The sequence below is a fragment of the Ensifer sp. ENS11 genome, from assembly GCF_014851895.1.
In the GTDB taxonomy this organism is placed as follows: Bacteria; Pseudomonadota; Alphaproteobacteria; order Rhizobiales; family Rhizobiaceae; genus Ensifer; species Ensifer canadensis.
Map to the genome: position 1 here is coordinate 47,043 of NZ_JACVAN010000022.1, position 12,465 is coordinate 59,507.

A 12,465-nucleotide genomic window follows, 5' to 3' on the forward strand; every position below is an offset into this window, starting at 1 on the left:
GCGTTACCGCCCTCCTCGGCGGCGTGGGTGGATGATGGAGACGGTCAGACTTCTTGTCAAATAAATATATATATTTTCATCAGAGTCGCAGAACTATATATATTTGTATCGATCCGATGCGGGCGTTAAGGGAACTTGATGCAAGACCACGAACAGTCGACCAAAACCGAATTGGCCTACCGGCTGCTGCGACGCGATATCCTGGCGACGCGTCTCAAGCCTGGCGCGCCGATGAAGCTGAGTGTGCTGCGCGAAAGCTACGGAATCGGCTGGACACCTCTGCGCGAAGCACTGTCGCGTCTGGAGGCGGAAGGCCTGGTCACGGCGATCAGCAACCGCGGCTTTGCCGTTGCTCCGGTTTCGCGCGAGGAACTGGACGATCTCACACGCGCGCGCCTGGCCGTCGAAATGCCGTTGCTTCTCGAGTCGATCGAGAACGGCGACAGCGCATGGGAATCGGCCGTCGTCACCGCGCATTACCGGCTGTCCCGCTGCAAAGTCTCGGTCGAGCATTTCTCCGAAAGCGAGATCGACGAGTGGGACGAAAAGCACGCCGCCTTCCACGCAGCACTGATCGGTGCGGCACGATCGAACTGGTTGACCCGCTTCCAGTCAACGATTTCCGATCAGCTTCGTCGCCACCACCGTTTCCTCAGCCTGGCCCCGACATTGAGGGCTGCCGCAGGGATGAGCAAGGGATACGAGGAAGCGGTCGCCGCCTTGCAAGACGCGATGGCGATCGAGCATCACACTGAGCTGATGGAGGCGGCACTTGATCGAGATTTCGAGCGCGCCAGGACGCTGATGGCCGACCACATCGGCTTTACCGTCAATGTCTATGTCCAATCCGAGGACGGTGGCCGTTCTCAATCTTCCGGGCACCCGTCGTTGCCGGGGGTTGCGTCCAAATGACGGCCCAACGCAGCCTGTCCAAGAGCCGGAAACATCTCTAATAAGGGCAAGGCGGCAGTATACGCCTGCAGCTTTGCGAAAGTGGACGTTTGGTATGATGGGTGAAGACAAGTTCGACATCTCGCCGGAATGGGTGGATGGCGAGACCAAGGCCCTCGAGGCTCCCGGCGATCACCGTGTCGAGCTCAGGCTCTGGCTGCGTCTGCTGACGTGCTCGACACTGGTCGAGAGCGAAGTCCGCCGGCGGCTCCGGGAAGAATTCGACTCCACCCTGCCACGTTTCGACCTGATGGCCCAGCTCGAGCGAGCGCCTGATGGCATGGTGCTGGGGGAAGTCTCTAAGCGCATGATGGTCTCACCCGGCAACATAACGGTTCTTGTGGAACGGCTGACCGAGAGCGGTCGCATCAGCCGTACGACACTGCCGACGGATCGACGTGTACAGATCATCGCGCTGACGCCCTTCGGCCGCGCCGAATTCGAGAAGATGGCGGCAAGGCATTCCGACTGGATCTCCGACCTGTTCGCTGGACTTTCAGCGAAGGAGGGCGGTGTGTTGATGGACGAGCTTGCCAAGCTCAAGCGATCCATCGTTGCTGCGTTGGCCCGGAACACTTAAGGCACTGCGCCTTTCTTTCCGCCGTCTCCCGAGATGCTCCGAAACGGTTCGCCACTCGCGCACCGCACTCCGGACGCATGTAGCGTCGTCACATTTGTCGAAACAATTTTAAGCTTGAAATTTCTCTGGAACGAGTCCACCCTGCTCCTCGCAGTCCGGGATGACGGTCGACGCCATCTGGACGGTGACACACGCAGCCGGAGCTCGGGAGGAGAACGACATGCGGATCGTCTGTATCGGTGGCGGGCCAGCCGGCCTCTATTTTGCGCTGCTGATGAAGCGCCAGCACCCGGAACACCGCATAACGGTCGTCGAGCGGAACCGCGCCTTCGACACCTTCGGGTGGGGGGTGGTCTTCTCGGATGCGACGATGCAGTCGATGCGCCAATGGGATCCGGAGACTGCCGAGGCGATCGAGGTCGCTTTCAACCACTGGGACGACATCGAACTGGTTTTCAAGGGCCGTAAGATCAGGACGACGGGCCACGGCTTCGTCGGCATCGGCCGCAAGAAGATGCTCAATATCCTCCAGGATCGCTGCCTCGAACTCGGTGTCGAACTCGCGTTCGAGCACGACGTCGAAAGCGACGAGGAATTCGCCGATGCGGACCTCATCATCGCCTCCGACGGCGTCAACTCGAGGATCCGCAATAGATACGCCGACGTATTCCAACCCGACATGGTCGTTCGGCCAAACCGTTATGTCTGGCTCGGCACGGACAAGCGCTTCGACGCCTTCACCTTCGACTTCCAACGCACCGAACACGGCTGGTTCCAGGCGCATATCTACCGCTTCGATGAGAACACCTCGACCTTCATCGTCGAAACCACGGATGACGTCTTTCAGGCCCATGGTCTCGACCATATGGACCAGCAGCAGTCGATTGAGTTCTGCGAAAAACTCTTTGCCGAGACGCTCGACGGCCATAGGCTGATGACCAATGCGCGGCACTTGCGCGGCTCTGCCTGGCTGAACTTCGGCCGGCTGATTTGCGAGAAGTGGAGCCACTTCAACGGCAATAGCCACGTCGTCCTGATGGGGGACAGCGCCCACACTGCGCATTTCGCCATCGGCTCGGGCACCAAGCTTGCGATCGATGACGCCATCGAGCTTACCCGACAATTCGATATCCTCGGCCACGACGAAGCCAACATCCCGGCTGTGCTCGCGGCTTACGAGGAGATACGCCGGGTTGATGTCGCCCGCATCCAAAATGCGGCGCGCAATGCGATGGAGTGGTTCGAAGTCGCCGGCACGCGCTATGCCGATACGCTGGAGCCGGAGCAATTCATGTATTCGATGCTGACCCGCTCACAGCGTATCAGCCACGAGAATCTTCGCCTTCGCGACAAGGACTGGCTCGAAGGTTTCGAACGCTGGTTCGCCGAACGTGCCGGCGCCGAGCCGGCGTCGAATGGCACGGTTCCGCCGCCGATGTTCACGCCTTTCAAGCTTCGCGGCCTGACGCTCAGGAATCGCATCGTCGTTTCGCCAATGGCGATGTATTCGGCGACCGACGGCGTGCCCAACGACTTTCACCTGGTGCATCTCGGTGCGCGCGCCATGGGCGGCGCAGCCCTCGTTTTTCCTGAAATGACGTGCGTGTCGCCTGACGCCCGCATCACGCCCGGATGCTTGGGACTCTGGAACGCCGAACAGACGTTGGCCTTCAAGCGCATCGTCGATTTCGTGCACCAGCAGACGCCTGCCAAGATCGGCATCCAGCTTGGGCATGCCGGAAGAAAAGGTGCGACCAAATTGGCCTGGGAGGGGATCGACCAGCCCTTGAACGAGGGCGCCTGGCCGCTCATTTCCGCGTCGGCCCTGCCTTACCTCGCGCATTCGGATACGCCGCGCGAAATGACCCGAGCCGACATGGACCTCGTCGTCGCCGACTTCGTGCAGGCGACCGGACGCGCCCGTGACCTCGGTTTCGACATCCTCGAACTGCACGTGGCGCACGGCTACCTGCTGTCGAGCTTCCTGTCGCCGCTCACCAACCTCCGCACGGACGACTATGGCGGCGACCATGCGTCCCGCGCCCTCTTTCCGCTCGAAGTGTTCCACGCGATCCGCAAGGCGTGGCCCGAGGACCGACCGATGTCGGTGCGCCTTTCGACGCATGACTGGCACGAAGGCGGCAACACTCCTGACGATGCGGCGATTTTCGCCCGCCTGTTCAAGGAAGCCGGCGCCGATATGATCGACTGCTCCTCCGGTCAGGTGGTGAAGGAAGAAAAACCTGTTTACGGCCGGCTGTTCCAGACACCATTTTCCGACAAGATCCGCAACGAGATCCAGGTTCCGACCATCGCCGTCGGAGCGATTTCCGAAGCCGACCACGCCAATTCCATCATTGCGGCCGGCCGTGCCGACCTCTGCGCAATTGCGCGTCCGCATCTGGCCGACCCGTCCTTCGTCATGCACGAGGCGGCGAAGATCGGCTATGACGGGCAGCCCTGGCCAAAGCAATACCACTCCGCCCGCGCGCAATATGTGAACAATCTGGCGCGCGCCGCAACGACGGTAGGCAAGCCATGAACCGCAGACACGCCCTCGTCACGGGCGCCGGAAGCGGCATCGGCAAGGCGATCGCGCTAGCACTCGCAGCCGATGGCCATATCGTCAGCCTTGTGGGGCGCCGCGCCGCGCCGCTCGAAGCCGTGAAAGAGGAAATCCACTCATCAGGCGGCGAAGCCCACGTCCACCATGAGTTCGATGTGACCGACCCGGCAGCGGTCGAGCAAGGCATTTCGGCTGCGATTGCGAAGAGCGGAGAGATTGCGGTTCTCGTCAACTGCGCCGGCGAGGCTCCTTCGGCGCCGTTCGAGAAAACCGATCTTTCACTCTGGCAACGAGTGCTCACGGTCAACCTGACCGGGGTGTTTCTTGTGACGCAGGCAGCCCTTGCCTCCGTGCGCCGGGCCGGCAACGGCCGGATCGTCAATGTCGCAAGCACCGCGGGCCTCACCGGTTACGCCTATGTTTCAGCCTATTGCGCCTCGAAACACGGCGTCATCGGCCTGACGCGGGCGCTGGCGCTCGAACTTGCCCGCACCGACGTGACCGTCAATGCCGTCTGCCCGGGGTTCACCGACACGCCGCTCATCGACGGTGCGCTCGACACGATCAGCGAGAAGACTGGCCGTTCGCGCGAGGAGGCGCGCGCCAGCCTTGCCCGTTCCAATCCGCAAGGGCGCCTGGTGACGCCCGACGAGGTCGCACACACCGTCTCCTGGCTCGTGTCGGAGAAGGCAACCGCGATCACCGGCCAGGCCATCCCAGTGGCGGGCGGCGAAGTTCTCTGAGGATAGACATGACAAACCCGATGCAGGCCAAGAAGCGCGCCTTCAAAGACCATACGGCCAAGCACTTCCTGTTCGAAACGGACGCTGACGGCCGGGTCGCCACGATCACGCTCGACCGTCCGGAAAAGAAGAACCCACTGACCTTCGAAAGTTACGAGGAGCTTTGCGATCTCTTCCGGGCGCTTGGTCGCGCCAGCGATGTGCGCGCCGTGGTGCTGACCGGCGCCAGCGACAACTTCTCCTCCGGCGGCGACGTCTTCGAGATCATCGAGCCGCTGACGCGCATGTCGATGCCGGATCTGCTTGATTTCACCCGCATGACCGGCGAACTGGTGCGCCAGATCCGCGCCTGCCCGCAGCCCGTCATATCAGCCGTCGACGGCATCTGCGCCGGTGCCGGCGCGATCCTGGCGATGGCTTCCGACTTCCGCGTGGCAACGCCGGAGGCGAAGACGGCGTTTCTCTTCACCCGCGTCGGGCTGGCCGGCGCCGACATGGGCGCCTGCGGCATCCTTCCCCGCATTATCGGCCAGGGCCGTGCCGCCGAACTGCTCTTCACCGGCCGGGTCATGACCGCGACCGAGGGCCACGCCTGGGGCTTCTACAACGCCCTCCACGAGCGTCCGTCGCTGCTTGCCGAGGCGCAGAAATTCGCACGCAGCATCGCCGACGGCCCGTGGTTCGCCCATGCTATGACGAAGAAGATGCTCGACCAGGAATGGGCGATGGGCATCGATCAGCTGATCGAAGCGGAAGCGCAGGCCCAAGCGATCTGTATGGCGACCGGCGACTTCCGCCGCGCCTTCGAGGCCTTTGCCGCCAAGGCGAAGCCGGAATTCAAAGGGAATTGAGCATGAGTTCCCATGAGACGGCTTTGCGCCCACCAACCCGCGACCATCTCGACTGGCCATTCTACGAGGATAGGCATCGCGCGCTTGCCGCCGAATTGGACGGCTTCGTTGCCGGCGGCGGTCTTGGCGAAGTCGATCACCGGGATGTGGATGCCGCCTGCAAACATCTGGTCGCAGCGCTCGGCGCTGCAGGCGTACTTCGCCATTGCGTGCCGAAGGCGTTCGGCGGTACGAGCGAAGACATCGACAGCCGATCGCTTTGCCTCATCCGCGAAACGCTCGCCTATACCGACGGGCTTGCCGACTTCGCCTTCGCCATGCAGGGGCTGGGGACTGGCGCGATCAGCCTTTCCGGCTCCGAGGCGCTGAAGCAGGCCATCCTACCCAAGGTCGCCCGCGGCGAGTGCATCTCCGCCTTTGCGCTTTCCGAACCCGATGCGGGCTCGGATGTTGCGGCGATGGCCTGTGCGGCGCGCCGCGACGGCGACCATTTCGTGCTCGACGGCGAGAAGACCTGGATCTCGAACGGAGGCATTGCCGACGTCTACACTGTCTTTGCCCGCACCGGCGAGGCGCCCGGCACGCGTGGCATATCCGCCTTCGTGGTCTTTGCCGACACGCCGGGCTTCACGATCGCCGAGCGCATCGAGACGATTGCGCCGCATCCGCTCGCCCGGCTTCGTTTCGACAATTGCCGTATTCCGTCGTCACAGCTTCTCGGCAGCCCGGGCGAAGGCTTCAAGATCGCCATGCGCACGCTCGACATCTTCCGCCCATCCGTCGCTGCCGCCGCGATCGGCTTTGCCCGTCGCGCGCTCGACGAGGCGGTGGCACATGCGAAGAACCGCAAGATGTTTGGCGCAACGCTTGCCGACCTGCCGACCGCGCAAAGCACACTCGGTGACATGGCAACGGCGATCGACTCCGCAGCCCTTCTGACTTGCCGCACGGCGTGGCAACGCGACGTGCAAAAGCGGCCGACGACTCGCGAGGCGGCAATGGCCAAGATGACGGCGACGGAGAATGCGCAGTGGGTCATCGACCAGGCGCTGCAGCTCTTCGGCGGTCGGGGGGTACGCGTCGGCGAGATCACAGAGCGGCTCTATCGTGAGATCCGTGCGCTGCGCATCTACGAAGGCGCGACCGAAGTTCAAAAGCTCATCATCGGCCGCGAGCTGATGAAGGGCACGGCACGATAACGGTGGCGTCACCACCTCGCTCGCCAACCACGCTTCCCTTGCATGGCCGGACGATATCCGAGCCGCACTGACGCAACATCTGGAGACAACCAATGCACACCATCCTGCAACCTGAAGGTTGGGCAAAGCCCATCGGCTATGCCAACGGCGTCGCTGCGAAGGGCCGCACTCTCTTCGTCGGCGGTCAGATCGGCTGGAACGAGCGCTCCGAGTTCGAAACCGATGATTTCGTCGAGCAGGTCCGCCAGACTCTGAAAAATGTGGTCGCGGTGCTCGCCGCCGGGGGGGCGGAGCCGCACCACATCACGACGATGACCTGGTACTTCACCGACAAGCAGGAATATATCGGTAACCTCCGCGGTATCGGCCAAGCCTACCGCGACATCATCGGCAGGAACTTCCCTGCAATGGCGGCAATGCAAGTGGTCGCGCTGGTCGAAGACCGGGCCAAGATCGAGATCCAGGCCACGGCCGTCATCCCCGATTGAGGATTGCCGACATGCCAGAGATCAGATTTTCGCAGAGCGTTTCCGCCCGTCGGGAACAAGGTGCTCTCGTCGTCACCATCGACAACCCGCCCGTCAACGCGCTGTCGGCGCATGTCAGGTCCGGCCTGATGGCTGCTTTGGATCATGCTACTGACCTTCCGACGATTACCGGTCTCGTGATCACCGGTGCGGGCAGCACGTTTATCGGCGGTGCTGATATCAAGGAGTTTGGCAAACCTCCCATGGAGCCGATGCTTTCCGAGGTGATCGATCGCATCGAGACTTTCGAAAAGCCGGTCGTCTGCTCGGTGAATGGCTCCGCCCTTGGCGGAGGCTGCGAGGTGGCGCTCGCCTGCCACGGCCGCATAGCTGGAGAAAAGGCCGCGTTCGGACTGCCCGAAGTGAAGCTCGGCATCGTTCCGGGTGCTGGCGGGACACAACGCCTGCCACGGCTGATCGGCACGATCGCGGCCATCGATCTCATCGGAACGGGGCGCACCGTCAACGTGAGCGAAGCTGTCGCACTCGGCCTTGCCGATGGCACCGCCGCGGACCCTGTAGCCGCCGCCCTTACGCTCCTGCGCGAACTGGGTGCAAAGCCGCTCCGTCGCACCGGCTTGATGGCGGTCCCGACGGTGGACGCAGCAGCCGTCAGCGCGGCGGAGGCGAAGGTCCTGGCGCGAGCCCGCGGCCAATCCGCTCCGGTCGAGGCGGTACGTCTCGTCAAGGCGGCCGGTCAAGTCGATCTGAAACAGGGATTGGCGGAAGAACGCGGCACATTCCTGCGTTTACGCGACTCCGTCGAGTCCGCTGCCCTGCGGCACGTATTCTTTGCCGAACGCGCCGCCGGCAAGGTCGAAGGGTTAGAGACAGTCTCGCCACGCAGAATTCAGACAATTGCGGTGGTCGGCGCGGGGCTGATGGGGGCAGGCATTGCGGTCTCGGCCCTGACCAGCGGCTGTCGCGTCATCGCTTTGGAACAGACAAAGGAAGCAGCCGCCGACGCGCGCGCCCGCATTGCCGAGACACTCGACAAAACCGTCCGCTCCGGACGGATGGACGCGGATGGACGCGACGACTGCATCGCCCGATTACAGACCACCGCTGAAGCGGCAGACCTCGTCACCGCTGATCTCGTCATCGAAGCGGTGTTCGACGACCTCCAGGTCAAGATGGACTTGTTTCGCCGGCTCGACGGCATCCTTGCGCCAGGCACCATTTTGGCGACCAACACCAGCTACCTCGATCCCGACGTGATCGCCGCGGCGACGACCGATCCGTCGCGGGTGGTCGGATTGCACTTCTTCTCGCCCGCCAATGTCATGCGGCTTGTCGAAGTCGTCGATTGCGCCAAGACCGCGCCCGATGTGCTGGCGAGTGCACTCGCCTTCGTCAAACGCCTGGGCAAGTTACCCGTCGTCTGCGGCGTTACCGAGGGCTTCATCGGCAACCGCATCTTCTCCGCCTATCGTCGCGAGGCAGAGTTCATGCTCGAGGATGGCGCCGTGCCGGACGAGATCGACGCCGCCTTCGAAGCTTACGGTTTTCCGATGGGCATCTTCGCCGTCAATGACATGGCCGGGTTGGAGATCGCCTGGGCGCGCCGGAAGCGGCAGGCCGCGACGCGGGATCCTGCCGCACGTTATGTCGAGATCGCCGATAGGCTTTGCGAGGCGGGCCGTCTTGGCCGCAAGAGTGGCCGCGGCTGGTACGCCTACCCCAACGGCGAGCGCACCGTCGATCCGGAAGTGACGGCGATGATCAAGGCGGCGCGCGCCGCCAAGAACATCACGCCGCGAGCCATCACTGCCGAAGAGATCATGGGCCGGCTTTTGAAGGCGATGGTCGATGAAGGAACGGCGCTGCTGGCCGAAGGCATCGCCGCGCGCCCCGGCGACATCGATCTGGTGATGATCAACGGTTACGGCTTTCCGGCCCACAAGGGCGGGCCGATGTTTACCGCGCAGCAAGGCAAGGACCTGAAATCATGAGCGAGGCCTATATCATTGATGGCGTCCGCACGCCCATCGGCCGATACGGCGGCGCTTTGTCGGTCGCCCGTGCCGACGACCTCGCCGCGCACGTAATCCGCGAGGCGCTGGCGCGCGTCGCGTCCGTACCGGCCGAAGCGATCGATGAGGTCGTCTTCGGTTGTGCCAACCAGGCGGGCGAAGACAACCGCAACGTGGCCCGCATGGCCGCCTTGCTTGCCGGATTGCCGGACGCGGTTCCTGGCACGACGATCAACCGGCTTTGCGGCTCGGGGCTGGATGCCGTCGGTTACGCCGCACGCGCGATCCGGCTCGGCGAGGCGGAAGTCGTGATTGCCGGTGGCGTCGAAAGCATGTCGCGCGCGCCTTTCGTCATGCCGAAGGCCCAAAACGCCTTCCAACGCAGCACCGAGGTGCACGACACGACGATCGGCTGGCGGTTCGTCAATCCGGTCATGCAAGAACGGTACGGCATCGAGTCCATGCCGGAGACCGCCGAAAACGTTGCAGCCGAGTTTGCTATCTCACGCGCGGACCAGGACGGCTTTGCGCTCCGCAGCCAGGCCCGCGCTGCGGCTGCGCAAAAGAGCGGCCGCTTCGCGCGCGAAATCGCCCCCTATCCGATCAAAGGGCGCAAGGGCGAGACGACGCACGTCTTAGAGGATGAGCATCCGCGCGAGACAACGTTCGAGAAGCTCGCCAACCTGCCGACGCCGTTCCGCACCAATGGCACCGTGACAGCCGGCAATGCATCCGGTGTCAACGACGGCGCGGCCGCACTTCTGCTTGCCTCAGGCCGCGCGGTCGAACACTACGGCCTCACGCCGCTTGCTCGCGTCGAAGGGATGGCAACGGCGGGTGTTCCTCCACGCATCATGGGTATGGGCCCTGTCTATTCCACCAGAAAGCTCCTGGACCGTCTCGGCGTTGGCATCGGCGATATCGATGTCCTCGAGCTCAATGAAGCCTTCGCAGCCCAGGCTCTCGCCTGCATGCGGCAGCTAGGCCTTGCGGATGATGCCGCCCACGTAAATCCCAACGGCGGCGCCATTGCCTTGGGACATCCTCTCGGCATGTCCGGTGCGCGCCTTGCGCTGACCGCAGCACTGGAACTTGAACTTCGAGGAGCAAGGCGAGCTGTCGCCACCATGTGTATTGGCGTTGGACAAGGCATCTCGATGTTACTGACGCGACCGTGATGCCGACGGATGCTCCTGCATTACGGCCTGGCGTGTCTCACGGTTTGCGCAGATCGTCAGTCCATGTTGTAGAAATAAAATCGAGAACGCCCCATTCAGGCAGTTGATACCCGTGCGGCCTGGCGGCACCCTTTTTGGGTAAGCGACGTAGCCGATCTTTGTGAAAGAACGCGGTTATCGGTCGCCGCCTTTCGCGTCCGAGCGAGCACGGGTTTGAGAGGGACCTAGGGCTCGGAAACTGGTTATCGTGTGGTGTTCGAAGCCATGATGGGAGCTCTTTCATTCCCGTTGCGCAAGACGCCGGCATCGGACGCCGTCTAGTGACGGCCACTCCGTTGTGAAGACTAGTTCTGTTCCTTTCCCTTCGACAGATACTGAGCTGTGGTGAGGTAATAGTTCCGGGCGGTGGCGTTGATCTGGCGCTCGCCCAACTCGGTTAGTGCCCGGGCCTTGATCTCGTTGGCTGCTATGTTCGCAGGGTCAATGGCCAGTACATAATCGATCATCTCGGCCGCCCATTGGAACTCCTTTGCTTCGACTGCTTCCCTGGCACGAGCAATCATCTGCTCTGCCCCTCCTGTCATTACGAGCATTTTGCGGGCACGCTCCGCAGGTGGCAGAGGGTTCAGATTGGTGGCGTTCCCATCGAACCATCCGACATAATCGGCGTAAATGCCGCGTACGGTCCAAGCGACACTGCCGTAGTACTCTTGCAGGTATGGACTCGTTGCCAGCTCAGGAGAAAGTTTCACCTCTTGCACAAGCTCGTCCGGCGTCTTTCCCTGCTTGATGCCGGCAAGGGTCTGGTCGAGGACGGTCTTGATCCCGTCCCTATAGTCGACGAGAGCCTTGCGCACCTCGTCCTTCCCGAGGATCGGACGCATGTGACCCTGGACCAGGTAGGTGGCGTTCAAGGCGAGCATCCTGTCGAGGCTGGCGATCCACTTCTCCGGGGGGCGCAGCTTAAGGCCACGAATCGGCGAAAGGTTTGGGTACGATTTGAGAAAATCGTCTCCGGGGATTAGCACGCCCTTGTCGGCGATCCAGATGGCCGTGTTCTCGGGAGATTCTCCTGGCGTATGGATGAGCTGCATCCGGACCCCCGCCACCTCGATGGTCTCACTGTCACCACTGAAGGTGCGGGTCGGCGGCAGGTAGCCCTCCCGCGTATGCGGTGTCACACGGCCGTATTCGAGCTGCGTGCCTGCGTTGATGAACAGGTTGTCGGGTAGCTTCGTGCCGAAGGCGTCGCCGCCGTCGCGCGGTCCCCTTCCGAACTCTGGACCGGATTCCACCAGCGTCTGGTGGCTGTAGATTTCGGGTTTGTCAGTCCCGGCAAACACCTTCGCGCCGCCAGAATGGTCCGGGTGATTGTGGGTGTAGATGATCGCCCGGACAGGACGGACCAAGCGATCCCCAAAGGCGCCCACGATTGCCTCAGCGTCGACAGGGTTCGCGGATGTGTCGACGATAATCGAGCCCTTGTGTCCCTGGATCAGCGTGACGTTGCTTGCCGAGTAGCCAACGGCGGCGAAGACGCCGTCCGTGATTTTAATGACCTCCTTCCGGAATTCGGAGGAACTCTCTCGTAGTTGCTCACGTCCGGCGAACTCATCTGCAAAAGGGTGCGACGACAGGCCAAGAATTGAAACGACCATCAAAGCTACTCCTACCCCACGGCTCCATGATCCTGGCATGACACCTCCAGGAATGGCAGCGGCTGGCAGTCCGTAGAGCCGCTGCAGTTGCTGCTGCAAAGGGAGGTAATAGATACCACCTTGGAATGGTACCTTTGATTTTTGAGAATCGCCGTGTTGGTGCGCTCGCCGAAGGCGGCATAGCCGGTTTGTTCGACGAGGTTGCCATTGGCATCCGTGACCAGACGGACCGACAGGCG

The 12,465-nt window shown here is 62.5% G+C and carries 10 protein-coding genes; 9 read left to right on the plus strand and 1 reads right to left on the minus strand.

Translation table 11 applies throughout. The annotated features are described in order from the left end of the window. Positions 1-138: 138 nt before the first annotated feature. The 9 genes from IB264_RS28405 (at position 139) to pcaF (ending at position 10,568) form a co-directional block, all read left to right on the plus strand. Positions 139-912: a GntR family transcriptional regulator gene (locus IB264_RS28405; RefSeq protein ID WP_025429113.1), complete on the plus strand. Its 774-nt coding sequence runs from the start codon at positions 139-141 to the stop codon at positions 910-912. A gap of 94 nt (positions 913-1,006) precedes the next feature. Continuing rightward, positions 1,007-1,531, plus strand: a complete 525-nt coding sequence (locus IB264_RS28410; RefSeq protein ID WP_246811839.1) for a MarR family winged helix-turn-helix transcriptional regulator — start codon at positions 1,007-1,009, stop codon at positions 1,529-1,531. A gap of 220 nt (positions 1,532-1,751) precedes the next feature. After that, on the plus strand, positions 1,752-4,073 hold the full coding sequence (locus IB264_RS28415; protein WP_192434474.1) for a bifunctional salicylyl-CoA 5-hydroxylase/oxidoreductase: 2,322 nt from the start codon (positions 1,752-1,754) through the stop codon (positions 4,071-4,073). Continuing rightward, positions 4,070-4,840, plus strand: a complete 771-nt coding sequence (locus IB264_RS28420; protein ID WP_192434476.1) for an SDR family NAD(P)-dependent oxidoreductase — start codon at positions 4,070-4,072, stop codon at positions 4,838-4,840. The genes IB264_RS28415 and IB264_RS28420 overlap by 4 nt, the downstream gene beginning before the upstream one ends. Before the next feature lie 8 nt (positions 4,841-4,848). Continuing rightward, positions 4,849-5,691, plus strand: a complete 843-nt coding sequence (locus IB264_RS28425; protein ID WP_192434478.1) for an enoyl-CoA hydratase family protein — start codon at positions 4,849-4,851, stop codon at positions 5,689-5,691. Positions 5,692-5,693: 2 nt separating this feature from the next. After that, entirely contained in the window at positions 5,694-6,890 is a 1,197-nt protein-coding gene (locus tag IB264_RS28430; protein ID WP_057204709.1) for an acyl-CoA dehydrogenase family protein, read from the plus strand. 92 nt (positions 6,891-6,982) lie between these two features. Further along, complete coding sequence (locus IB264_RS28435) at positions 6,983-7,378, plus strand: RidA family protein (RefSeq protein ID WP_025429118.1); 396 nt, start codon at positions 6,983-6,985, stop codon at positions 7,376-7,378. An 11-nt stretch (positions 7,379-7,389) separates the two neighbouring features. Further along, positions 7,390-9,369: a 3-hydroxyacyl-CoA dehydrogenase NAD-binding domain-containing protein gene (locus IB264_RS28440; protein ID WP_192434480.1), complete on the plus strand. Its 1,980-nt coding sequence runs from the start codon at positions 7,390-7,392 to the stop codon at positions 9,367-9,369. Next, on the plus strand, positions 9,366-10,568 hold the full coding sequence (gene pcaF / locus IB264_RS28445; RefSeq protein WP_192434482.1) for a 3-oxoadipyl-CoA thiolase: 1,203 nt from the start codon (positions 9,366-9,368) through the stop codon (positions 10,566-10,568). Before IB264_RS28440 ends, pcaF begins: the two co-directional genes overlap by 4 nt. Before the next feature lie 344 nt (positions 10,569-10,912). On the opposite strand, the gene IB264_RS28450 is transcribed toward pcaF, so the two are convergent. Then, entirely contained in the window at positions 10,913-12,226 is a 1,314-nt protein-coding gene (locus IB264_RS28450; protein ID WP_192434484.1) for an alkyl/aryl-sulfatase, read from the minus strand. Positions 12,227-12,465: the final 239 nt, after the last annotated feature.

Coding starts and splice junctions, on each gene's coding strand:
- IB264_RS28435 (WP_025429118.1), top strand. CDS start 6,983: ATGCACACCATCCTGCAACCTGAAGGTTGGGCAAAGCCCATCGGCTAT.
- pcaF (WP_192434482.1), top strand. CDS start 9,366: ATGAGCGAGGCCTATATCATTGATGGCGTCCGCACGCCCATCGGCCGA.
- IB264_RS28425 (WP_192434478.1), top strand. CDS start 4,849: ATGACAAACCCGATGCAGGCCAAGAAGCGCGCCTTCAAAGACCATACG.
- IB264_RS28415 (WP_192434474.1), top strand. CDS start 1,752: ATGCGGATCGTCTGTATCGGTGGCGGGCCAGCCGGCCTCTATTTTGCG.
- IB264_RS28420 (WP_192434476.1), top strand. CDS start 4,070: ATGAACCGCAGACACGCCCTCGTCACGGGCGCCGGAAGCGGCATCGGC.
- IB264_RS28450 (WP_192434484.1), bottom strand. CDS start 12,226: ATGGTCGTTTCAATTCTTGGCCTGTCGTCGCACCCTTTTGCAGATGAG.
- IB264_RS28405 (WP_025429113.1), top strand. CDS start 139: ATGCAAGACCACGAACAGTCGACCAAAACCGAATTGGCCTACCGGCTG.
- IB264_RS28410 (WP_246811839.1), top strand. CDS start 1,007: ATGATGGGTGAAGACAAGTTCGACATCTCGCCGGAATGGGTGGATGGC.
- IB264_RS28430 (WP_057204709.1), top strand. CDS start 5,694: ATGAGTTCCCATGAGACGGCTTTGCGCCCACCAACCCGCGACCATCTC.
- IB264_RS28440 (WP_192434480.1), top strand. CDS start 7,390: ATGCCAGAGATCAGATTTTCGCAGAGCGTTTCCGCCCGTCGGGAACAA.